Raw genomic sequence first — 22501 nt, forward strand, 5'->3', positions numbered from 1 at the left:
GTTCGGAGGCCTTCGTCATGAAGGCCTCCGGCCCCAGGACCCCCGTATCAGACCCCATGACTTACAACCCTGAGAGGGATTGACGCATAGTGCTCGACGTCAACTTCTTCGACGAGCTCCGGATCGGTCTGGCTACCGCTGACGACATCCGTCAGTGGAGCCACGGCGAGGTCAAGAAGCCCGAGACCATCAACTACCGCACCCTCAAGCCCGAAAAGGACGGACTCTTCTGCGAGAAGATCTTCGGTCCGACCCGGGACTGGGAGTGCTACTGCGGCAAGTACAAGCGCGTCCGCTTCAAGGGCATCATCTGTGAGCGCTGTGGCGTCGAGGTCACCCGCGCCAAGGTGCGTCGTGAGCGGATGGGCCACATCGAGCTGGCCGCCCCCGTCACGCACATCTGGTACTTCAAGGGCGTTCCGTCGCGGCTGGGCTACCTGCTCGACCTCGCCCCGAAGGACCTCGAGAAGGTCATCTACTTCGCGGCGTACATGATCACGTACGTCGACGAGGAGCGCCGTACGCGTGACCTGCCCTCCCTGGAGGCGCATGTCTCCGTCGAGCGGCAGCAGGTCGAGAACCGCCGGGACGCCGACCTGGAGGCCCGCGCCAAGAAGCTCGAGACCGACCTGGCCGAGCTGGAGGCCGAGGGCGCCAAGGCCGACGTGCGCCGCAAGGTGCGCGAGGGTGCCGAGCGCGAGATGAAGCAGCTGCGTGACCGTGCGCAGCGCGAGATCGACCGGCTCGACGAGGTGTGGAACCGGTTCAAGAACCTCAAGGTCCAGGACCTCGAGGGCGACGAGCTGCTCTACCGCGAGCTGCGCGACCGCTTCGGCACGTACTTCGACGGTTCGATGGGTGCCGCGGCGCTGCAGAAGCGCCTGGAGTCCTTCGACCTCGACGAAGAGGCCGAGAAGCTCCGCGAGATCATCCGCACCGGGAAGGGCCAGAAGAAGACCCGTGCGCTCAAGCGCCTGAAGGTCGTCTCCGCGTTCCTGCAGACCAGCAACAGCCCCAAGGGCATGGTGCTCGACTGCGTGCCGGTCATCCCGCCGGACCTCCGCCCGATGGTGCAGCTCGACGGTGGCCGCTTCGCGACCTCCGACCTGAACGACCTGTACCGCCGTGTGATCAACCGGAACAACCGACTGAAGCGCCTTCTCGACCTCGGTGCGCCCGAGATCATCGTGAACAACGAGAAGCGCATGCTCCAGGAGGCCGTCGACGCGCTGTTCGACAACGGTCGTCGTGGCCGTCCGGTCACCGGTCCCGGTAACCGCCCGCTGAAGTCCCTCAGCGACATGCTGAAGGGCAAGCAGGGTCGCTTCCGTCAGAACCTGCTCGGTAAGCGTGTGGACTACTCCGCGCGTTCCGTGATCGTCGTCGGTCCGCAGCTCAAGCTGCACCAGTGCGGTCTGCCGAAGGCGATGGCGCTGGAGCTCTTCAAGCCGTTCGTGATGAAGCGGCTGGTCGACCTGAACCACGCGCAGAACATCAAGAGCGCCAAGCGCATGGTCGAGCGCGGCCGCACGGTCGTGTACGACGTGCTGGAAGAGGTCATCGCGGAGCACCCGGTTCTGCTGAACCGTGCGCCCACGCTGCACCGCCTCGGCATCCAGGCCTTCGAGCCGCAGCTCGTCGAGGGCAAGGCCATTCAGATCCACCCGCTCGTCTGCACCGCGTTCAACGCGGACTTCGACGGTGACCAGATGGCCGTGCACCTGCCGCTTTCCGCGGAGGCGCAGGCCGAGGCCCGCATCCTGATGCTGTCCTCGAACAACATCCTCAAGCCCGCCGACGGCCGTCCGGTGACGATGCCGACCCAGGACATGGTCCTCGGTCTGTTCTTCCTCACCACCGACGGCGAGATGCGCGACCTCAAGGGCGAGGGCCGTTCCTTCGCCTCGGTCGCCGAGGCGATCATGGCCTTCGACGCGGGCGAGCTGTCGCTCCAGTCGAAGATCGACGTCCGCTTCCCGGTCGGCACCATCCCGCCGCGTGGCTGGATGCCGCCGGCGCGTGAGGAGGGCGAGCCCGAGTGGCAGCAGGGTGACAGCTTCCGGCTGAACACCACCCTGGGCCGTGCGCTCTTCAACGAGCTGCTGCCCGAGGACTACCCGTTCGTCGACTACGAGGTCGGCAAGAAGCAGCTCTCCGAGATCGTCAACGACCTCGCCGAGCGCTACCCCAAGGTCATCGTGGCGGCGACGCTCGACAACCTGAAGGCGTCCGGCTTCTTCTGGGCGACCCGCTCCGGCGTCACCGTGGCCATCTCCGACGTCGTCGTTCCCGAGGCGAAGAAGGAGATCGTCAAGGGTTACGAGGCGCAGGACGAGAAGGTCCAGAAGCAGTACGAGCGCGGTCTGATCACCAAGGACGAGCGCACGCAGGAGCTCATCGCGATCTGGACCAAGGCGACCAACGAGGTCGCCGAGGCGATGAACGAGAACTTCCCGAAGACCAACCCGATCTTCATGATGGTGAACTCGGGTGCACGAGGCAACATGATGCAGATGCGTCAGATCGCCGGTATGCGTGGTCTGGTGTCGAACGCGAAGAACGAGACGATCCCGCGTCCGATCAAGGCCTCGTTCCGTGAGGGTCTGTCCGTGCTGGAGTACTTCATCTCCACGCACGGTGCCCGTAAGGGTCTGGCGGACACCGCTCTGCGTACCGCCGACTCGGGTTACCTGACCCGTCGTCTGGTCGACGTCTCCCAGGACGTCATCATCCGCGAGGAGGACTGCGGCACCGAGCGCGGTCTGAAGCTGCGGATCGCCTCGAAGGACGAGGCCGGTGTCCTGCGCAAGGCCGAGGACGTCGAGACCAGCGTCTACGCCCGCATGCTCGCCCAGGACGTCGTCATCGACGGCAAGGTGATCGCGCCGGCCAACGTGGACCTGGGCGACGTGCTCATCGACCAGCTCGTGCACCACGGTGTCGAGGAGGTCAAGACCCGCTCGATCCTGACCTGCGAGTCGCACGTCGGCACCTGTGCCATGTGCTACGGCCGTTCGCTGGCCACCGGCAAGCTGGTCGACATCGGTGAGGCGGTCGGCATCATCGCCGCCCAGTCCATCGGTGAGCCCGGCACCCAGCTCACGATGCGTACCTTCCACACCGGTGGTGTGGCCGGTGACGACATCACCCAGGGTCTGCCGCGTGTCGTCGAGCTCTTCGAGGCCCGTACCCCGAAGGGTGTCGCCCCGATCTCCGAGGCCTCCGGCCGCGTCCGGATCGAGGAGACCGAGAAGACCAAGAAGCTCGTCGTCACCCCGGACGACGGCAGCGACGAGACGGCGTTCCCGATCTCGAAGCGTGCCCGTCTCCTGGTCAGCGAGGGCGAGCACGTCGAGGTGGGCCAGAAGCTCACCGTGGGTGCCACCAACCCGCACGACGTGCTGCGCATCCTGGGTCAGCGTGCCGTCCAGGTCCACCTGGTCGGCGAGGTCCAGAAGGTCTACAACTCGCAGGGTGTGTCGATCCACGACAAGCACATCGAGATCATCATCCGGCAGATGCTGCGCCGCGTGACGATCATCGAGTCGGGCGACGCCGAGCTGCTGCCCGGCGAGCTGGTCGAGCGCTCGAAGTTCGAGACCGAGAACCGTCGCGTGGTCCAGGAGGGCGGTCACCCGGCCTCCGGTCGTCCGCAGCTCATGGGTATCACCAAGGCCTCGCTGGCGACGGAATCCTGGCTGTCGGCCGCCTCCTTCCAGGAGACGACCCGAGTCCTGACGGATGCGGCGATCAACGCCAAGTCCGACAGCCTCATCGGCCTCAAGGAGAACGTCATCATCGGTAAGCTCATCCCGGCCGGTACGGGTCTGTCCCGCTACCGCAACATCCGGGTCGAGCCGACCGAGGAGGCCAAGGCCGCGATGTACTCGGCCGTCGGCTACGACGACATCGACTACTCGCCGTTCGGCACGGGCTCCGGCCAGGCCGTTCCGCTGGAGGACTACGACTACGGTCCGTACAACCAGTAAGCGAGTCGCTTGAGTCGAGGGCGGTCACCTTTGGGTGGCCGCCCTTCGGCGTGTCAGCGCCGGCTGTCCAGATGGGCCTGCAGGCGGTGGAGCCGGGTGTGGACGTCGGGGTGCGAGTCGAGCAGCCGCGCGATCATTCGGCCCTTCGTGAAGGCGAGGCCCGGGGCGGTGGCCGTGACCTCCCGCTCGCGCTCCTGGTGCAGTACGGCCATGAGCTGGGGCGCGAAGCCGAGCCCCGCCGCGTGCTCGTCGGCCCGCAGCTCGGACCGCCGGGAGACCGCGGCCACCAGGTAGGGCGTCGCCAGCGGCAGGAAGACCAGCCCGTACGTGGCGGTCGCCAGCGCGATGAGGAGAGCCCCGGCCACGCCGATCACCACGGCGGCCGCACCCGTCGGGAGCCGGCCCAACCGGGTGCACAGCAGGAGCAGCAGCCGCCAGGCGAGCCGGGCCGGCAGCGCGTACCAGAGGGACAGCAGCGAGGACCACGCGTGTCCCCGTGTGTGATGCCCGAGTTCGTGGGCGAGGACCCCGGCGAGCTGGGCGGGCGTCAGGGTCCGCAGCGAGTGACTGGTCACGCCGACGATGTGCCCGGCCGCCGCCAGGGCGTTGATCTCGTCGCTCTCCTCCATCCAGAGTTGATAGGCGCTCGCCTCCACCCCGGCCCGGGCGGTCACCTCCCGCCAGACGGGCCGCAGTCGCCTGTCCTCCTCCGGTGTCGGGTAGCGCAGGCCGAACAGCCACCGCGCCAGGAGCCGCTCGCACGGCCGATGGAAGACCAGAGCCCCGCTCAGGACCCAGCAGCCGAAGAGCAGCCACCAGGGCAGACCGCTCAGGTGGCCCAAGGCGTACGACACGACGAAGACGAGGGCCAGGCTGGCGGTGACGTGGGGGAGGTGCAGCGCCAGCGAGCCGAGGGCGGTGAGGTCCGCCCCGCGCCGGCGGGCGGCTATGTGGACCCGGCCGGGGCGGCGGGGGAGGTCGTCGTCGGGGACCGGTGCGGACATGGGCATGGGCCTTCCTTCCCGTGCGGGGGACAGAGCGGCGTGGTTCAGGCGAGGAGCATCGATCCGGGCAGCAGCACCGCCGCGCAGCCGAACGAGAGCAGTCCGGTCCGGATCCAGAAGTGCTTGCGGGCGGCGATGCCGCTCGTCTCGGCGAGGGCGAGCAGAAGGCCACGAGCGGGGTCGCGGCCCGTGTCCGCGAGGGCCGTGGTGAGCCGGCCCTGGCGTGCGGCTCGGCGTACGTCGCCGAAGTAGGTGAGCGGGCTGCCGGGCGTCCAGCGGCTGCCCCGGTAGCGGGGCATGACCGCCAGCAGGAGGGCGAACAGCGCGACGACCAGGGACGCCGCCCCGGCCCACCACAGCACGGTGGCGGGCGCCGGAAGCCGGTCGGGAGTCCAGCCGCGCTGGGTCAGGAGCGCGGCGAGCATGCCCCCCGAGATGCCGAGCGCGCCGACGAGCACGGTGGCCTTGGCGTCGGCACGGGCGATCTCGCCGCGGAGGTCGGCGAGGAGCTGGGTGCCCGCCCGCACCGCGGAATCGTCCGAGGGAGTCATGTGCCGGACTCCGGGTCGTCCCCGGGCGGGGCGGACGGGTCCGTGGTCCGCAGGATGGCCTTCATCCGCTCGGCGACGAGCTTGTGCGGCTCATCGAGCTGGTAGCCCTCCAACTGCTTGTTGTCCAGGGCCTGGTTGATCAGGTTCACCTGGGTGTCCAGCAGCCTGTTCTGGCCTGACTGGAGGTGTTCCAGGACGAGCCGGGTCTCGTCGGGGTGTGCCGCCAGGTGCAGGGCGAGCGCGGCGGTGCCGCCCCTGGCCAGGGTGAGTTCGTAGAACCTGATCTGTTCGGCCCTGCGCTCGGCCTCGTACGTGTCGCGGAGCCGGGTCGCCTCGTGCTCCGGCTCCGCGGCCTCCACCTCGTGCCGGGCGGTCCGCAGGCGGGCCTGGTGGGACCGCTCGGTGGCGTCGCGGCGCAGGCGCACGGAGCAGGTGACGTGCAGGCCCTGGGCGACGCCGAGCGAGGTCGCGTCCCGCACCGCCCGCTGCACGGCCCGCTCCGCCTCGGCGCTCGCGTCGATGGGGTGACGGCGGCCGGCGTCCCGCATCAGCGGCAGCAGCTCCCGTGTGAGCAGGCCGGGCACGTCCCGCTCCTGGCTGCGGACGAAGAGCGCCGGGTGGGCGACCCGCCAGCCGACGTCGGCCGTGACCTCGAACTCGAAGCTGTCGACCAGGCTGGGCAGGGCCACGTCCAGCTCGAAGGCGTGCGGGTCCGTGTCCACCTCGTACACGGCGACGTACCGCCGCATGGACGTGGGACGGTCGGGCGGCGGGAAGGTCTCGTACGCGCCCTTCCGGGTCACACACACCAGGGCGTGGTCGATGCGGCCCGTGAAGCGCCGGCCGCCGAGGTGGAAGCGCGGTAGCTGCCAGACGGTGCGGACGGGGTCGGTGTCGTGTTCCATAGTCGGCCTCCGAAGGCGGGTCAGTCGAGGGCGAGACGCTTGCTCAGCCGGTCCGCGGCCGGTGTGACGGCTCCCCTGGAGTCGCGGACCGTGCCCAGCAGATGGCTGACGCGCCGCCGGTTGGTGGGTGTGGTGACCAGGGCGCCGAGCAGCGAGGCGAGGGCCGACTCGGTCTCCGGGTCGTCGTCGGCCCCGCGCACCCAGCCGCGCAGGACGCCGAGGGCCTTCGGGTTGTGTGTCCGGTCGGTGAGCAGCGCGTCCCAGAAATCGGCCAGTTGCCGGGCGGCCGTCGGGTCCTCGGCCGCCGCGGCCCGCGCGTACCAGGCGAGGACGGGCGGGCGGTCGCTGTCGTCGTCCTTCGTCTGCCGGCAGGCCTGGAAGAAGGCGAGCAGGGCGTGCGGGCGGACCATGCGGTCGGTGCGGCGGAGTTCGGCCAGGGCGGCCAGTACCGGCTCCCGTACGGCGAGGAGGAGGAGTTCGAGGGCGTCGGCGAGCTGCCGGGCCTCCTCCGGTGGCTCCCCGTCCTCCTGGACGCTCCCGGCCTCGTCGGGCGGGGGCCGGTGCATGGCGTCCACGAGCGCTGCCAGGGTCTCCTCGTGGTGCACCGGCCCCAGGAGGCCGTAGGCACGGATGGCGGTCCAGCGACGGCTCTCGACGTCCCCGACGCACCAGTCGTGCAGGATCCGGGAGACGGTCGGCACTTTCAGCAGCTCACTCATGGTGAGGGCGTTGGCCGCGGTCAGCCAGGCATGCGGCTTACGGCCGTCCGCCCACGGCTCGATGAGGTGGGCCATGGCGGACGACAGATCGGCCTTGGCCAGCAGCGCGGCGGCCGACGCCGCCCGGGTCCGCACGAGAGGGCGGCGGTCGTCGGCCAGCTTGCGGATCCACTCCGCGAAGGCCGGGCGCGCGGACGGATGGAGGTTCCACACCTCCTCCAGCAGCATCGGAGCCGTCCGCTCGTCCCGGAACGCGGCGCAGAACCTGCCCTCCAGAGGACCCCACTCGGTGACCTCCGCGGTCACATAGCCGTCGGCGTGCGCGAGCCGGAGCCGCTCCTCGCGGGAGCTGCCGAAGACGGGGATGGACGGCCGGACGTTCGGATCCTGGATGTCGTGCAGGCGTACGAAGAGGCCGTCGGCCAGCTCGGCCGTCACCGCGTACGGCGCCTTGTCGAAGACGGCGAGGGAGACGAGGAACGCCTTGTCGCGCAGCTCGGGCTTCTCCTCGGTGAGCCAGCGGGCCACCTGCGTCGCCACGGCCGTCTGGCCGAAGGCGGCGAGCTCCGCCTCGTCGACCTCGCCGCGATGGTATGCGACGAGCTGCACGGCGAACTGCCTGATTTCGTCCGGCCGGTGGTGCCGGGTGAGGAACTCCTTCACCGCTGTCAGTCCGCACAGTTCCGGCCAGGCGGACTCACCGGTCGCCGGGGTGACATGGGCGTGCAGCAGGTCCTCGGCCGACGGCGGCTCCCATCGCACGGAGGGCAGGTCGCCCAGCGCCGCCGAGGGCTCGACGGTGATCACCAGACGGGCGTGGGCGTGCTCCAACCGCTCGCGAAGAGAGTGCAGTTGGGCCTCGCGCAGCGGACGGTTCCGGCTGATGGGCAGATCGCACAGGACGTATCCGGCCGGGGCGTCCACCTGGTCGGCCAGCTCCGGGAACGACGCGGGGGGATCGAGGGAGCGCAACCGGTCGGCGCCCAGCCGGTGCAGCAGCATCAGCGCGGCCGTACGGCGGCCTGTCTCGCGCCCGCCGGACAGGATGACGAGCCTGTCGTCCCGCAGGCGCTTCAGGGCCTCGTCGAAGCTCTGGCAGCCCCGGAAGACGACCTTCAGTTCCTCGATCTCCGCGTGCGGTATCGGCCCGGACAGCGGGAGGGGCGCCTCGGCCCGCCCTCCGAAGTGGAAGTGCTGGTCGCCGTGGTGCGTGCCGCCCGCCTGGCCGAATTGGTCGCGGGTGACGAGGGTGGAGACGAAGTCCGGGGCGTGCGCGATCAGGTCCCGGCGCGCGGCCCACGCCTCCTGCCTCGGCTGTTCCTCGGCCGCCTCGTCCCGCTGCTTCTTCTCGCCGTCCTGCGCTTCGGCCGGATTCGCCGCGTCGGCCGCCGCTTCCTCCTGGCTCATCGGCGCTCGTCCCGGGCCCGGCCGGTGAAGTCGAAGTGCTGGCCGCCGTGGAGTGTGCCGCCCGCCTGACCGTACTGGTCGCCGTAGATCTGCACGTCGGAGCGCTGAGGGGCGGGCGCGTCCGGGCCCGGGGCATCGACGGCGGCTTCCGGGGAGCTCGGTGTGCTGCCCGGCCCCCCGTGCACCCAGGCCACCGTGGGCCCCTCCTTCGTCCCCACCGTCACCCGGTGGAACTCCTCCGGCCGCACGCCCAGCGGGCCGTGCCGTACCACCCCCTGGTAGATCCCTTCCGACACGCACAGCACGCAGTCGGACTCGCGCTGCTTCAGGGCGTCGCGCAGGGGGTCGGAGTTCAGCAGGCGGACCGCGTGGTTGAGGTCGGAGCCGACCCAGCCGTCGAGTTCGTCGACGGCGACGTAGCCGGAGGACAGGACGATGCGCAGCCGCATGCGGGCGCTGGTCGCCAGGAGGCGGTTCTTGTTGTGGAGGAGGGCGGGGGTCTCGGTCAGGAGGGTCTTGATCAGGGCGGGTACGGGGACGGCGGTGTCGATCAGCTCCATGACGGAGTCGCCGCGGTCGGCGCGCAGCCGGGCCGTCTCGTCGACGGCGGCGTCGAGCAGGGTCGTGTCGACGACGTCGTAGAGGACGCGGCGCAGGAACGCCTGTTCCACGTCGTCGCGTGAGCCGTACTGCTCGATGTCGAAGAGGAGGATCGTGCGGTACACGGGGTCGGTCATGGCTGCCTCTCGCACGTCGGTGTCCGTCGTCCAGCACGATGGCGGGTCGCGGGCGAGCGCCGGAGGGCCGATGACACGGACGGAATGTGACCGTGTGCATGGAACGGCGGGCGGGGATGTGCGTCAGGCGGAGGCGTCGCCGGCTATGCGGCGCAGCACGTCGGGGCGGAGTACGACGATGCGGCGGCGCCGGGTGGCGACGACCTGCCGGTCCCGCAGCTCCTTGAGGAGCCGGGCCACCGCCTCGCGCGAGGAGCCCACGGAACCGGCGAACTCCTGCTGGCTGAGCCCGATGGTGAGTTCGATGCCCTCGTCCGTCCGGCTGCCGTGCGTGCGCACCAGTTCGAGCAGTAGGACGGCCAGCCGCTCGCGCACGGTCAGCGCGGCCCATTCCAGCCGGCGGCGGTCGGTCGAACGCTGCCGGTCCGTGGACAGGCTCAGCAGGTGCAGCGCCACCCGGGGGTGGTCCGAGACGAACACGGTGAAACGGTTCTGGTCGATGACGACCGCCTCGACCGGCTCCAGGGCCGTCACGGTCGCCGAGCGGCCGCGGCCGCTGAGGGCGGCGCCCTCGCCGATGATGTCGCCGGGGCCGCGCAGGGCGAGCAGGGCCTCGTAGCCGTTGACGGCGATCGCCGTGACCTTGGTCCAGCCGTGCAGGAGGAGCAGGACGTGGGCCGAGGGCTCGTCCTGGTGCAGGATGACGCCCCGGGCCCGGTAGCCGAGGGGGCGGCCGATGGCGAGCAGGGCGGCGCGGTCCTCCCGCTCCAGCCGGGCGAGGAACGGGACGCCGTCGTCGTCCCACGCGCGTGCCTGCCCCCCGGTCATCCCGCCGACCCCCGCGTTCACCTGTGCCGATGCCTGCCCTGTACAGGCGTCGTACTCGCGTCAACGTACTGGAAACGACCATGGAGGAAACGGGCGTGATTCGGCCGCGTGGCTGACGAACGGCGCCTCGCCCAGGGTGCACCGATGCCGGAAGCGTCCCTTCGGCGCATCATGGAAGGACTCAGGCTCCCGGGGAGGTACTCCGTGTCGCAGCCGCCCTATCCGTCCTGGCAGCCCTGGCAGGGCGCCGGCGCCCCGTCGATGCTCGCCTCGCACGCCGATCGGGAGCGGGCCGTGGACGTGCTCAGAGCCGGGTACGGCGAGGGGCGGATGGAGCAGGACGAGTTCGAGAAGCGGGTGGCGCGGGCGTACGGGGCCCGGACCGTGGGGGAGCTGGCGCTGCTCGTCGCGGACCTGCCGCAGGGGCCCGTGCCGCAGTCGGCCGGTGCCGTGCCCGTGCCGCGGACGTTCCTGCCGGTGCCGCGGCCCCCGACGAACGGGAAGGCGGTCGCGGCGGGTGTGTGCGGTCTGCTGTGTGTGCCGACGATGGGGCTGACCGGGATTCCGGCCGTCGTGCTGGGGCACGTGGCGCGGGCCGAGATCCGCAGCCGGGGCGAGCTGGGGGACGGGCTCGCGCTGACCGGACTGGTGCTCGGATGGTTGTCCACGGCTGGCTGGGCACTCGTCCTGGTGTTGCTCACGGTGGTGTCCATCGCAGCGGGCTGAACGGCCTGGGGTCTTGACATGCTCCGCATAACCATGCGGGCGGCACCCATTTGTTTTGACCGCAGCGAATGCGATAGGTACGCTCAGACCTTGTGCCTGGGGTGTGCCCTGGCTCTCGTGCGTGCCATCAACCGCATCGCGAGCTGTTACCGGCCACCGCAATCTGCGCTTCTTTCTGCCTCGCGGCGGGAGTCCGCGGGATTCGACACACCCGACCGCGTGGGTCGGCGACGTTCCAGGTTAGCTTCACCATTCGGCACACAGAAACCGGAGAAGTAGTGCCTACGATCCAGCAGCTGGTCCGGAAGGGCCGGCAGGACAAGGTCGAGAAGAACAAGACGCCCGCACTCGAGGGTTCGCCCCAGCGTCGTGGCGTCTGCACGCGTGTGTTCACGACCACCCCGAAGAAGCCGAACTCGGCCCTGCGTAAGGTCGCGCGTGTGCGTCTGACCAGCGGGATCGAAGTCACCGCTTACATTCCGGGTGAGGGACACAACCTGCAGGAGCACTCCATCGTGCTCGTGCGCGGCGGCCGTGTGAAGGACCTGCCGGGTGTTCGCTACAAGATCATCCGCGGCTCGCTCGACACCCAGGGTGTCAAGAACCGCAAGCAGGCCCGCAGCCGCTACGGCGCCAAGAAGGAGAAGTAAGAATGCCTCGTAAGGGCCCCGCCCCGAAGCGCCCGGTCATCATCGACCCGGTCTACGGTTCTCCTCTGGTGACCTCCCTCATCAACAAGGTGCTGCTGAACGGCAAGCGCTCCACCGCCGAGCGCATCGTCTACGGCGCCATGGAGGGTCTGCGTGAGAAGACGGGCAACGACCCGATCATCACGCTGAAGCGCGCGCTGGAAAACATCAAGCCGACCCTCGAGGTCAAGTCCCGCCGTGTCGGTGGTGCGACGTACCAGGTTCCGATCGAGGTCAAGCCCGGTCGTGCCAACACGCTCGCGCTGCGCTGGCTGGTCGGTTACTCCCGCGCCCGTCGCGAGAAGACCATGACCGAGCGTCTGCTCAACGAGCTTCTCGACGCCTCCAACGGCCTTGGTGCCGCTGTGAAGAAGCGCGAGGACACCCACAAGATGGCCGAGTCCAACAAGGCCTTCGCGCACTACCGCTGGTAGTCGCTACCCACATCGAGACCGAGAGAAGACTGAAGCCTTATGGCTACCACTTCACTTGACCTGGCCAAGGTCCGCAACATCGGGATCATGGCCCACATCGACGCGGGCAAGACGACCACCACCGAGCGGATCCTGTTCTACACCGGCGTTTCGTACAAGATCGGTGAGGTCCACGACGGCGCCGCAACCATGGACTGGATGGAGCAGGAGCAGGAGCGTGGCATCACGATCACCTCTGCTGCCACCACCTGTCACTGGCCGCTCGAGGACAACGACTACACCATCAACATCATCGACACCCCGGGTCACGTCGACTTCACCGTCGAGGTGGAGCGCTCCCTGCGCGTGCTCGACGGTGCCGTGACGGTGTTCGACGGTGTCGCCGGCGTTGAGCCGCAGTCCGAGACGGTGTGGCGTCAGGCGGACCGCTACGGCGTTCCGCGTATCTGCTTCGTCAACAAGCTCGACCGTACCGGTGCCGAGTTCCACCGCTGCGTCGACATGATCACCGACCGCCTGGGCGCGCAGCCGCTGGTCATGCAGCTGCCGATCGGTGCCGAGGCGGACTTCAAGGGCGTCATCGACCTCGTGACGATGAAGGCCCTGGTCTGGTCGGCCGAGGCGACCAAGGGCGAGATGTACGACACCGTCGACATCCCGGACACCCACGCCGAAGCTGCCGAGGAGTACCGCGGCAAGCTGCTCGAGGCCGTCGCCGAGAACGACGAAGAGCTGATGGAGCTGTACCTGGAGGGCACCGAGCCCACCGTGGAGCAGCTCTACGCCGCGATCCGTCGTATCACCATCGCGTCGGGCAAGAGCGACGGCACCACCGTCACTCCCGTGTTCTGCGGCACCGCGTTCAAGAACAAGGGCGTTCAGCCCCTGCTCGACGCGGTCGTGCGCTACCTGCCCACTCCGCTCGACGTCGAGGCCATCGAGGGCCACGACGTCAAGGACCCGGAGCAGGTCATCGAGCGCAAGCCGTCGGAGGACGAGCCCCTCGCCGCGCTGGCGTTCAAGATCATGAGCGACCCGCACCTCGGCAAGCTCACCTTCGTCCGCGTGTACTCCGGCCGTCTGGTGTCCGGCACCGCCGTGCTGAACTCCGTGAAGGGCAAGAAGGAGCGCATCGGCAAGATCTACCGCATGCACGCGAACAAGCGTGAGGAGATCGAGGCGGTGGGCGCCGGCGACATCGTCGCCGTCATGGGCCTCAAGCAGACCACCACCGGTGAGACGCTGAGCGACGACAAGAACCCGGTCATCCTGGAGTCCATGGACTTCCCGGCGCCGGTCATCCAGGTCGCCATCGAGCCCAAGTCGAAGGGTGACCAGGAGAAGCTGGGCGTCGCGATCCAGCGCCTGGCCGAGGAGGACCCGTCCTTCCAGGTCCACACCAACGAGGAAACCGGCCAGACCATCATCGGTGGTATGGGCGAGCTTCACCTCGAGGTGTTGGTCGACCGCATGAAGCGCGAGTTCAAGGTCGAGGCCAACGTCGGCAAGCCGCAGGTCGCGTACCGCGAGACGATCCGCAAGGCCGTCGAGCGCGTCGACTACACGCACAAGAAGCAGACTGGTGGTACCGGCCAGTTCGCCAAGGTGCAGATCGCGGTCGAGCCGATCGAGGGCGGCGACGCCGCGTACGAGTTCGTGAACAAGGTCACCGGTGGCCGTATCCCGAAGGAGTACATCCCTTCGGTGGACGCCGGTGCGCAGGAGGCCATGCAGTTCGGCATCCTCGCCGGCTACGAGATGACGGGCGTCCGTGTCACGCTCATCGACGGTGGCTACCACGAGGTCGACTCCTCCGAGCTCGCGTTCAAGATCGCCGGCTCGCAGGCCTTCAAGGAGGCCGCCCGCAAGGCCAGCCCCGTGCTGCTCGAGCCGATGATGGCCGTCGAGGTCACCACGCCCGAGGACTACATGGGTGAGGTCATCGGCGACATCAACTCCCGCCGTGGCCAGATCCAGGCCATGGAGGAGCGGGCCGGTGCCCGCCTCGTGAAGGGCCTGGTGCCCCTCTCGGAGATGTTCGGCTACGTCGGAGACCTCCGCAGCAAGACGTCGGGTCGCGCAAGCTACTCGATGCAGTTCGACTCCTACGCCGAGGTTCCCCGGAACGTCGCCGAGGAGATCATCGCGAAGGCCAAGGGCGAGTAACGCACCGCGTCTACACGCCGTAGGCTTGACTCCGGAGCCTTGAGGGGCATTCCGTCACAAACGTGGTGAGAATGCCCCGGGCCCGGGCTTTCCAGCAAAGATCACCTGGCGCCGATGAGTAAGGCGTACCAGAACCACTCCACAGGAGGACCCCAGTGGCGAAGGCGAAGTTCGAGCGGACTAAGCCGCACGTCAACATCGGCACCATCGGTCACATCGACCACGGTAAGACGACCCTCACGGCCGCCATTACCAAGGTGCTGCATGACGCGTACCCCGAGCTGAACGAGGCCTCGGCCTTCGACCAGATCGACAAGGCTCCCGAGGAGCGCCAGCGCGGTATCACGATCTCGATCGCGCACGTCGAGTACCAGACCGAGACGCGTCACTACGCCCACGTCGACTGCCCCGGTCACGCGGACTACATCAAGAACATGATCACGGGTGCGGCGCAGATGGACGGCGCCATCCTCGTGGTCGCCGCCACCGACGGCCCGATGCCGCAGACCAAGGAGCACGTGCTCCTGGCCCGCCAGGTCGGCGTTCCGTACATCGTCGTCGCCCTGAACAAGGCCGACATGGTGGACGACGAGGAGATCCTGGAGCTCGTCGAGCTCGAGGTCCGTGAGCTGCTCTCCGAGTACGAGTTCCCGGGCGACGACCTGCCGGTCGTCAAGGTCTCGGCGCTCAAGGCCCTCGAGGGCGACAAGGAGTGGGGCAACTCCATCCTCGAGCTCATGAAGGCCGTGGACGAGAGCATTCCGCAGCCCGAGCGTGACGTCGACAAGCCGTTCCTCATGCCGATCGAGGACGTCTTCACGATCACCGGTCGCGGTACGGTCGTCACCGGCCGTATCGAGCGTGGTGTCCTCAAGGTCAACGAGACCGTCGACATCGTGGGCATCAAGCAGGAGAAGACCACCACCACGGTCACCGGCATCGAGATGTTCCGCAAGCTGCTCGACGAGGGCCAGGCCGGTGAGAACGTCGGTCTGCTGCTCCGCGGCATCAAGCGCGAGGACGTCGAGCGCGGCCAGGTCATCATCAAGCCGGGCTCGGTCACCCCGCACACCGAGTTCGAGGCGCAGGCCTACATCCTGTCCAAGGACGAGGGTGGCCGCCACACGCCGTTCTTCAACAACTACCGCCCGCAGTTCTACTTCCGTACGACGGACGTGACCGGCGTCGTGACCCTCCCCGAGGGCACCGAGATGGTCATGCCGGGTGACAACACCGAGATGAAGGTGGAGCTCATCCAGCCCGTCGCCATGGAGGAGGGCCTGAAGTTCGCCATCCGTGAGGGTGGCCGGACCGTGGGCGCCGGCCAGGTCACCAAGATCAACAAGTAAGTCTTCGGACTGGCTTGATGGTCAACTGACCTGAGTGGCTCGAAGGGGCCCGTACGACTTCGGTCGTGCGGGTCCCTTTGCTGTGCCCGGGGGGCATTGCAGGTTATGCGCGTGGGGGTGCCTGGGAACAGGTCGCTGCCGTCGGGGCGGGGGCGGGGGCGGGGGCAGGGTCAGAAGCCCAGGTACGTGATCTGGACGATGTAGATCCGCTCGCTGCGGATGACGACCTGATACGTGAACATGCCGCCGGGGATGATGATGTCGCCGCCCTTCGGGTCGACGCCGTCATGGGCCTGTCCGTGGACCTGTAAGGCTTCGGCGGCTCTGACCAGTTCTTCCGCCTTGCTTTCCACCTCGGCGAGGAAACTGACGGGAGCGGTTCGGGCCGCTTCCTCCGCGCCGAAGGCGTACTCCTACTTCCAGCTCACTCGCGGACCGCCTTCATGGCTTCGTCCAGGACGGCGGTCAGTTCACGCAGCGCCCCTTGGGCGACGGCCGGGTCCTCGTGTTCCAGGTGGGTCTTCGCGTGGGCGAAGCGGGTGGACAGGTCGGGGCGCCGGGCGATCTCGATGTCCCGGGCCTAGGTCAGCACCCAGCTCTGCACCGGGCTGAGGGACTGCCATTCGACCGCCTTGGCGAACGCGTCGTCCTTGGTGGCCTGCATCTCTTGCAGACGGGCCGGATCGACGGTGGCGAGAGCCGCGCGCAGGGCGTCAGGAGTCTGCTGAGGGCGGGGGGCCAGCTCGGGCCCGTGGTCTGCCTGCGTGCTCATCGTGTCCACCTCCGAGGAGTGCCCCGGCCAGGCTATCCCGCCCGGGTGTCGGGGGAGCGCGGTGATGTGAGCGGCAGCTGCTCGCTTCATGCGGCTTCCCCGAGCTCGGTTCGATGGGATCGGCAATCGCGGCAACGGCCGGGGGCTGGTGCGCGGAAGGCTCGGTCGCAGCCTTCGCAGGTCTGGAGTCGGTGAGGGGCCGTGGGCGGGGGTGTGGGAGCGCGGAAGGGCGGCAGGGGTGGAAGCTGGGTCGTGAGGCGGTGGGCCAGGAGGGCGGCCGGGCGGCGTAGGGCCTCGCGTGGGAGGTCGGTGGTCAGGGCCTGGCGTACGGCGGTCGGGGTGACGTCGCGTTCCAGCCAGGCGGCGACGCCGGGGGCGAGGTGGGCGGTGTCGCACGCCGAGAGCAGGAGGCGGGGGTCGTCGCGGCGGAGGCCGGTGAGGAGGTCCGTGGCCTGCTGGAGGAGGGCGGGGGCGGGGTAGGCCGGTCGCGGCACGGCGGGGAGGGGCTTGCCGCCGGGCGGCCCCGACCGCTTCCTCGGGGCTGGACGAGGGGCCTCCGCGCCGCTGTGACCTGGCTGATTGCAGGAGGTCGTACGGGTGACGATCCGGCCGTCGGGGACGCGTACGCGCTCGCGGCGCAGGTAGCCGTGGGCTTCCAGCTCGCGCAGGGCGGCCGCGATACGGGTCGTGCCCTCGGGGAAGCGGGCCGCCAGGGACTTGATGTCGATGCGGGCGCCGACGGGGAGCGACTGGATGTGCGTGCCGAGCCCGATCGCGAGCAGCGACAGCTCCGCGTGCTGGGCGAGGTGGTTGCCGATCACCGTGAAGCGGGCGGTGTGGCGGGTGTGGTCGTGAACCAGGCCGGAGTGGGGGTGCCGCCGGTTCGGGTGCTTCTTTCCGGCAACCCGGGTGTGGGCGTGCGAGGGCACGTTAGGGTTCTGCTTATCCATCAGGAAGGTCTCTTCTTCCTCGGTGGTCAGGCCCTCGCACTGGGATTGCCGTCCCGGCGGGGGCCGTCGCATGTCTGCGGTTGTGTTGCGCTGAGCGTAGGGCAGGCAATGGCCTCCGAATCCAGCTGAGTTGGGGATGTTCACTCGCGCGAGTGAGGCTGCCCCGCGGGCGGGAGGAGGGGGGGCTTGGTGGGGTTCTTTCACCTCTGTGGTCCTTCTGGGAGGCCGCCCGCGCCACCGAAGTGCAGGTTCTTGGGCTCCGGTGCGAGGTCGAGTTCGGCCCAGACGGTCTTGCGGGGTGGGAGCCCTGGGGTGACGCCCCAGCGGTCGGTGAGGGCCTCGATGAGGAGCAGGCCCCTGCCGGAATCGGACAGCGCCGGCAGACGGTCGTGGCGGGTGTCCGTCACCTCGATGCGGAGAGTGTCGGCGACGACGTAGAGGAGCAGGCGGAAGTCACGGCCGGGGACGCGGCCGTGTGTCACCGCGTTGGCCGACAGTTCCGCGATGACCTGCTTCGCCGGATCCAACGGCAGGCCCCAGGAGCGCAGTTGTTCGACGGCCAGGAGGCGGGCCAGGCGGGCGCCGCGTGGGGTCGGCGAAAGCTGGAGGCTGAAGTTGTGGATGGGGGTGGCGAGTTCGGGGGATCGCTGCTTCACGTCACTCAGAGCGATAGCCCCCCACACCATCCACGTCCATGACTCGAAGCAGAACCAGGGCCCTCGACTCGCACTCTCCCTCACCGCATGGGCGGGATTCGTATCCGGCGTCCCGGAACTGGGACGCTAGGCGTCAGCGTCGTCCACGGCTTCTCCCGCAGGCCCGCTCTCTTCTGGGGTGCCGGCCTCGGGACCGATGGAACGGCCGGCCCACTCCTGCACTCGCCAGCCCTCGGCGGGGGTGCCGGTGAGGATGACGACCCCGGTGTTCTGCAGCGCGTGCCTGGACGCGAAGTCGACGTCGATGTTCCCGGCCCGTGCCGCCACCCACATACGGATGACGGCACCATGGCTGACCAGGGCCACCGTCTCGGCACCCGTACCCGAGGCCTCCTCGACCACGGCGTCGAAACGTCGTAGGGCCTCCACTCCGTTCTCCCCGCCCGGCATGCGCAGCCCGGTGTTCCCCGCGGACCAGGCGAAGGCGGTGCTCAGGTACGTCTCGATGGCGAGGTCGTCGCCCCGCATCTCCAGGTCGCCGGCGGACAGCTCCCGGATGCCGTCCCGCACGCGGACCTCCAGCCCTGTCCGGGTCGCCAGCGGCGCGGCGGTGAGCTGCGTGCGGAGCAGGGTGGAGGCGTAGAGCGCGCCGATCTCCTCGCCGGCCAGCGCCGCCGGAAGGGCCGCTGCCTGCTGCTGCCCCAGCGGGGTCAGCGCCGGCCCCGGCTCCGCGGTGTCCAGGAGATGCTTGAGGTTGGAAGGGGTCTGGCCATGGCGAATGAGGAGCAGGCGCATGCCTCCCACTCTGGCACCCCTGGACTTCGTCCGAGTCAGTGGGTTGTGGCTGCGCCACGGTCGCGCAGAACATTGACCGCGCGGTCGAACGCCGAGTCCCGCTTCTTCGCGAACTCCTTCTTGGTGAACACCGGTTCGGTCAGGTGGGGCGGGATGCCCGTGCCGTCGTAGGTCTGGCCGGAGCGGTTGAGGAACTCCTCGTTCGGGAGGATCGCGGTCATACCGTTGGGCAGGTTGCGTTCCATGACGTCGGAGAAGACGCCCTGGGTGGGCTGACCGACGCGGACGGTGCCGCCGGGGCGGTCGATGAGGGCCTGGGTGAAGGTCTCGCCCGCGCTGACGGTGGAGCCTCCGGTGAGTACGGCGATGGGGCCGGTGTAGCGGGGCCGCCCGTCGGCAGGCGTGACAGGGATGGGCTCGGGCCGGGTGTGCCTGCCGGGGTCGCTCGGATGGTTCCGGGCGCGCTTGGCGTAGGCGACGTAGGGCGTGTCCGTCAGGCGCTCGGCGATGCGGATGCCGAGGGCGTCGGAGCCGCCGCCGTTGATGCGCAGGTCGATGATCAGGCCTTTGAGCCGCTGGGTGCGGTCCTTGGTCAGGATGGTGTCCAGGGCCTTGTCGAGTGCGGCGACGTGGGCGGGGTACGGGGCGTCCTCGGAGGTGTAGCCGCCGAAGCCGGAGATGCGGAGGTAGCCCTGGTCGGCGCGGCCGGGGAGGTCTGCGTAGGTGATGCGGCCGTTCGCGAAGTCCTGGCGGTACGGGGCGCCCTTCAGGTCGCGCTCGACGACGAACTTCTTGACCTTGGTGTCCAACGCCTCCGTGGGCATCTCGGTGCCCGGGCGGACCTGGGCGAAGACACGGTCCTCGTCCTCGTCCTCGACGGCGACATGGGCGTCGTAGAGAGGCCGCACCATGTCGCTGAAGATCCCGAAGAGTTCCTTGCGGGTGGTGTCCTTGTGCACCTGGGGCCGGTACCGGTCCCGCATCTCCTGCCAGTCGACGTCCTTCGCGGCGAAGAAGGGGTAGTTCTCGGCGAAGGAGTGCCAGAAGACGTCGAAGGATGTGCGGGGGTCCTTGGGTGTGGGGCGGGTGCAGTCGGCGGGCAGTTCCTTGATCCGCCGGAGTGCCCGGTGGCCGACCGAACTGTCCGCGCTGAAAGTGGCACGGTCCCGGCCCGGGCCGGGGCGGACGGTCAGTACGGTGCCGTCGTCGGTCGTGTACGCGCCAGGGCCGGTGCGCCGGGCGGTGTCGCCCTCGATGCAGCTGACGGACGTCGTCTGGAACTCCTGGAGGGTGTCGCCGTCGAGGGAGAGGACGGTGCCGTAGCCGTCCATGCGCCAGAGGCCGTCGATGCTGGGCTTGCTGGGGCCGGCAGTAGCGGGTGCTGCCGCTGCCGCGGCGAGGGCCAGGGTGAGGGCGGTGGCTGTGACGGTTCGCATGATCGGTTCCCCCGTTGTGTGGTCGTGTGTTTCCACAGTGCCCGGGGGAGCGGGGGTGGGCCATCCGGAGGGCTGGTGGGCGGGGGTGGGGACAGCCCCCTCTTCCGCCGATTGGCCGCTGCCATGCCGTGACACTGGAGCATGACTTCAGAACCGGCGTCTCGCGATGACCACCTCGACCTGGACGCGATCGAGGAACTGTGCGCGGCCGCGACCACGGATCCCGCGTTCGCCGCCATTGCGAGGGAAGCGGTGCCGCGACTGGTGGCGGAGGTGAGGCGCCTGCGCTGGCTCGTCTCCTTCGGGGCGTGCGATACGGCCGGCACGACGGGCACGGAGTTCGTACTGGCGCTCGACGAGGAGATGCTGGCGTACTTCCGCGAGATGGCGGACGTACTGGTGGAGAGCATCGGTATCTCCCGTGCGGAGGCGGTCGCGAGGATCAACGCGGTATACGGGACGCGGGAGTCGGTGAGCTGGGGTGTGGGGCTCATGGGCCACGAGCTGCCCGAGTACTGGGCCTACGGGGTCTACTACGGCCCGGACGACCGGCACCGTCTTCCGATCGGCGACCCGGACGCCGACGCGGACATCGACTTCAGCACACACCCCGTACGCCCCGCGCCCCCGAAGGACTCACCGTTCTGGACGCTGGAGGAGTAGTGGCACGATGTGCGCACGGGAACGAATGACCGAGTGATCGTGCGAACGGGGAGGCCGGCGTCATGGCCCGCTACATGGAGACACTGACCGTCGAGCGGGGCGGTTTCCGGATCAAGGTGCCGGAGACGTGGTGGGAGTTCGACGTACGGCCGGAGTCGCGGGACGACTCGATCCGCCGGATGGTGAGCGAACGGGTGCAGCAGCGCCCGGAGTTGGAGCAGTACCGCGGCACGTATGTCGACTTCCTGCAGAAGGCCGCTGCCGATGCCTGGAAGTCGGGCGCGCTGTACTGCGGCTGCATGGCGGAGAACTTCGGCGGCGATACGCCGATAACCGGCTCGGTCACCGTCTCCCTGGTCGGCGGCCGCAACGAGCGGGGCGAGCCGCTGTCGAACGACCCCTCTGTCATCGCGAGCCAGCTCGCGGTGAAGGAGGCCAAGCGGGAGGGCGACTCCTGGCGCAAGGTGACCACGGTCGACATCCCAGGAGTCGGTCCCGCCGCCCGCACGCAAGGCATCGAGGACATCGCCGTCCCCGGCGACACCCTCAACCGCACCATCCGCGCCGTGCTGATGCAGACGTACATCCCCGTGCCGGGCCAGGAGGGCAAGGTGGCCCTGGTCGCCGGCAGCAGCCAGGTCCTCGACCTCGCGGATTCGTTCTTCGACATCTTCGATGCGATCACGTCTACTTTCCGGTTCACGGAGGCGTGATGAGGCATGACCGGTGCTGACATCACAGGGACATCGAAGCCCTGGGTCATCTTCGTTTCGCGAGGAGACACCAGCATTCGTCGGCAGCTGGCAGGGCTGGAGGCGAAGGGAGGGCGCGTCCACCACTTCGACTCCCGCGACCTGATCACCGAGGAGGGGATCTACCGCTCGTTCGCGGAGGTGCTGCAGTTCCCCGGCTACTTCGGGAGGAACTGGGACTCTGTGGTGGACTGCCTGGATGACCTGTGCGGTGCGGTGACGGGCGGAGTCGGGATCGCGGGTGTGATCCATGGCGCGGATCGAATGCTGGAGGCGGAACACTTCCCCCTGTTCGTGTCAGTGCTTTGCCAGGGCGCCGACCGTGCGAATGCGGCGGTGGATCTCGATGGGTTTCCCCTGGACCGTCCTGCGATCGCCGAACACTTCGTATTCGAGTTCCGTCAGTTCGATCGCGAGACGGTGGCGCTGCGCATCGAACAACCTGACCTCACCGTCACCACCGGGGACTCGTTCGTCGCTGCCGCTCTCAACCCCCAGAGGTGGCACTGAAGTCGCGGCGAGCGGGCCGTGCGCGGACGCCGTTCGTGATGTGAGGGCTCAGGTTCCGTCGAACGGTTGTGCCTTGTAAGTTTACGTGTGCATACGGTTGTTGACATTGATGTGCGCGTGACGGGGGTTGCGGTATGGCGGGGCACAGGCCGGCGGACTGGCACGTCCTGGACTTGGACAAGGACCCGACCCCGGGTGATCCGCAGCGGGTGCGCTCGCTTGCGAAGCAGTTGCACGACTTCGCCGACGACGTCTCCGACGCGCTCCGCTTGGTCAAGGGCATGGCGGGGGAGGGCACGCTTCTGGAGTGGGCGGGCAAGTCCGCGGATGTCTTCAAGGAGGACTTCGCGGATGTCCCGAAGAACCTCAAGAAGCTGAAGAAGTCGTACGAGATGTGCGGCGACGCGCTCTCCGATTTCTGGCCGAAGCTGGAGCGTGCCCAGTCCCTGGCGGACAAGGCCCT

23 protein-coding genes are annotated in these 22501 nt (G+C 68.9%); 11 read left to right on the forward strand and 12 right to left on the reverse strand.

Going from position 1 to position 22501, the window contains the following annotated elements; all coding sequences use genetic code 11:
• Positions 1-89: 89 nt before the first annotated feature.
• The gene (locus ACFTZL_RS17275; RefSeq protein ID WP_382582884.1) at positions 90-3989 is read left to right on the forward strand and encodes a DNA-directed RNA polymerase subunit beta'; all 3900 of its coding nucleotides are present in this window, start codon (positions 90-92) and stop codon (positions 3987-3989) included.
• Between the two features lie 53 nt (positions 3990-4042).
• Here the strand turns inward: ACFTZL_RS17275 and ACFTZL_RS17280 are convergent, their stop codons facing one another.
• From ACFTZL_RS17280 to ACFTZL_RS17305, 6 genes are all read right to left on the reverse strand, one after another.
• The gene (locus ACFTZL_RS17280) at positions 4043-4999 is read right to left on the reverse strand and encodes a M48 family metalloprotease (RefSeq protein ID WP_382582887.1); all 957 of its coding nucleotides are present in this window, start codon (positions 4997-4999) and stop codon (positions 4043-4045) included.
• Positions 5000-5037: 38 nt separating this feature from the next.
• On the reverse strand, positions 5038-5544 hold the full coding sequence (locus tag ACFTZL_RS17285) for a Pycsar system effector family protein (protein WP_382582890.1): 507 nt from the start codon (positions 5542-5544) through the stop codon (positions 5038-5040).
• On the reverse strand, positions 5541-6449 hold the full coding sequence (locus ACFTZL_RS17290; RefSeq protein WP_382582893.1) for a hypothetical protein: 909 nt from the start codon (positions 6447-6449) through the stop codon (positions 5541-5543). The genes ACFTZL_RS17285 and ACFTZL_RS17290 overlap by 4 nt, the downstream gene beginning before the upstream one ends.
• A 20-nt stretch (positions 6450-6469) precedes the next feature.
• Positions 6470-8575 carry a hypothetical protein gene (locus tag ACFTZL_RS17295; protein ID WP_382582900.1) on the reverse strand — a complete coding sequence of 702 codons (2106 nt, stop codon included), beginning with the start codon at positions 8573-8575 and terminating at the stop codon, positions 6470-6472.
• Positions 8572-9312 carry a hypothetical protein gene (locus tag ACFTZL_RS17300; RefSeq protein ID WP_382582902.1) on the reverse strand — a complete coding sequence of 247 codons (741 nt, stop codon included), beginning with the start codon at positions 9310-9312 and terminating at the stop codon, positions 8572-8574. The genes ACFTZL_RS17295 and ACFTZL_RS17300 overlap by 4 nt, the downstream gene beginning before the upstream one ends.
• A 123-nt stretch (positions 9313-9435) precedes the next feature.
• Entirely contained in the window at positions 9436-10140 is a 705-nt protein-coding gene (locus ACFTZL_RS17305) for a Crp/Fnr family transcriptional regulator (protein ID WP_382582905.1), read from the reverse strand.
• A gap of 204 nt (positions 10141-10344) precedes the next feature.
• Here ACFTZL_RS17305 and ACFTZL_RS17310 point away from each other — a divergent pair, with 204 nt between their 5' ends.
• The 5 genes from ACFTZL_RS17310 (at position 10345) to tuf (ending at position 15504) form a co-directional block, all read left to right on the forward strand.
• Positions 10345-10866, forward strand: a complete 522-nt coding sequence (locus tag ACFTZL_RS17310) for a DUF1707 and DUF4190 domain-containing protein (protein ID WP_382582907.1) — start codon at positions 10345-10347, stop codon at positions 10864-10866.
• Positions 10867-11144: 278 nt separating this feature from the next.
• Positions 11145-11516: a 30S ribosomal protein S12 gene (gene rpsL, locus ACFTZL_RS17315; protein WP_003948652.1), complete on the forward strand. Its 372-nt coding sequence runs from the start codon at positions 11145-11147 to the stop codon at positions 11514-11516.
• 2 nt (positions 11517-11518) lie between these two features.
• Positions 11519-11989, forward strand: coding sequence for a 30S ribosomal protein S7 (gene rpsG / locus ACFTZL_RS17320; protein ID WP_003992340.1), 471 nt, complete (start codon positions 11519-11521; stop codon positions 11987-11989).
• 39 nt (positions 11990-12028) lie between these two features.
• Positions 12029-14155 carry an elongation factor G gene (fusA, locus tag ACFTZL_RS17325; protein WP_382582910.1) on the forward strand — a complete coding sequence of 709 codons (2127 nt, stop codon included), beginning with the start codon at positions 12029-12031 and terminating at the stop codon, positions 14153-14155.
• A gap of 155 nt (positions 14156-14310) precedes the next feature.
• Entirely contained in the window at positions 14311-15504 is a 1194-nt protein-coding gene (gene tuf, locus ACFTZL_RS17330) for an elongation factor Tu (protein WP_382582913.1), read from the forward strand.
• 170 nt (positions 15505-15674) lie between these two features.
• Here the strand turns inward: tuf and ACFTZL_RS17335 are convergent, their stop codons facing one another.
• The 4 genes from ACFTZL_RS17335 to ACFTZL_RS17350 form a co-directional block, all read right to left on the reverse strand.
• Entirely contained in the window at positions 15675-15857 is a 183-nt protein-coding gene (locus ACFTZL_RS17335; protein WP_382582915.1) for a hypothetical protein, read from the reverse strand.
• A gap of 227 nt (positions 15858-16084) precedes the next feature.
• On the reverse strand, positions 16085-16276 hold the full coding sequence (locus ACFTZL_RS17340; RefSeq protein WP_382582918.1) for a hypothetical protein: 192 nt from the start codon (positions 16274-16276) through the stop codon (positions 16085-16087).
• Between the two features lie 86 nt (positions 16277-16362).
• Entirely contained in the window at positions 16363-17226 is an 864-nt protein-coding gene (locus ACFTZL_RS17345) for a helix-turn-helix domain-containing protein (RefSeq protein ID WP_382582921.1), read from the reverse strand.
• Between the two features lie 200 nt (positions 17227-17426).
• The gene (locus tag ACFTZL_RS17350) at positions 17427-17912 is read right to left on the reverse strand and encodes an ATP-binding protein (protein WP_382582924.1); all 486 of its coding nucleotides are present in this window, start codon (positions 17910-17912) and stop codon (positions 17427-17429) included.
• On the opposite strand from ACFTZL_RS17350, the gene ACFTZL_RS17355 reads away from it, so the two are divergent.
• Positions 17848-18012, forward strand: a complete 165-nt coding sequence (locus ACFTZL_RS17355) for a DUF397 domain-containing protein (protein WP_382582927.1) — start codon at positions 17848-17850, stop codon at positions 18010-18012. The two genes, ACFTZL_RS17350 and ACFTZL_RS17355, sit on opposite strands and share 65 nt — an antisense overlap.
• Here the strand turns inward: ACFTZL_RS17355 and ACFTZL_RS17360 are convergent.
• Both ACFTZL_RS17360 and ACFTZL_RS17365 read right to left on the reverse strand, forming a co-directional pair.
• The gene (locus ACFTZL_RS17360; RefSeq protein ID WP_382582930.1) at positions 18009-18677 is read right to left on the reverse strand and encodes a histidine phosphatase family protein; all 669 of its coding nucleotides are present in this window, start codon (positions 18675-18677) and stop codon (positions 18009-18011) included. The two genes, ACFTZL_RS17355 and ACFTZL_RS17360, sit on opposite strands and share 4 nt — an antisense overlap.
• A gap of 35 nt (positions 18678-18712) precedes the next feature.
• Positions 18713-20113: a S41 family peptidase gene (locus tag ACFTZL_RS17365; RefSeq protein WP_382582933.1), complete on the reverse strand. Its 1401-nt coding sequence runs from the start codon at positions 20111-20113 to the stop codon at positions 18713-18715.
• 141 nt (positions 20114-20254) lie between these two features.
• Between ACFTZL_RS17365 and ACFTZL_RS17370 the strand changes: the two genes are divergently transcribed.
• The 4 genes from ACFTZL_RS17370 to ACFTZL_RS17385 all read left to right on the forward strand — a co-directional run.
• Positions 20255-20776: a hypothetical protein gene (locus ACFTZL_RS17370; protein WP_382582936.1), complete on the forward strand. Its 522-nt coding sequence runs from the start codon at positions 20255-20257 to the stop codon at positions 20774-20776.
• A 62-nt stretch (positions 20777-20838) separates the two neighbouring features.
• Positions 20839-21489 carry a hypothetical protein gene (locus tag ACFTZL_RS17375; RefSeq protein WP_382582939.1) on the forward strand — a complete coding sequence of 217 codons (651 nt, stop codon included), beginning with the start codon at positions 20839-20841 and terminating at the stop codon, positions 21487-21489.
• A gap of 6 nt (positions 21490-21495) precedes the next feature.
• Positions 21496-22038: a barstar family protein gene (locus ACFTZL_RS17380; protein WP_382582942.1), complete on the forward strand. Its 543-nt coding sequence runs from the start codon at positions 21496-21498 to the stop codon at positions 22036-22038.
• 134 nt (positions 22039-22172) lie between these two features.
• A partial coding sequence (locus tag ACFTZL_RS17385) for a WXG100 family type VII secretion target (RefSeq protein WP_382582945.1) occupies positions 22173-22501 on the forward strand: 329 nt, incomplete at its 3' end.

The sequence above is a fragment of the Streptomyces sp. NPDC056948 genome (genome assembly GCF_042674225.1).
GTDB lineage: Bacteria > Actinomycetota > Actinomycetes > Streptomycetales > Streptomycetaceae > Streptomyces > Streptomyces purpurascens.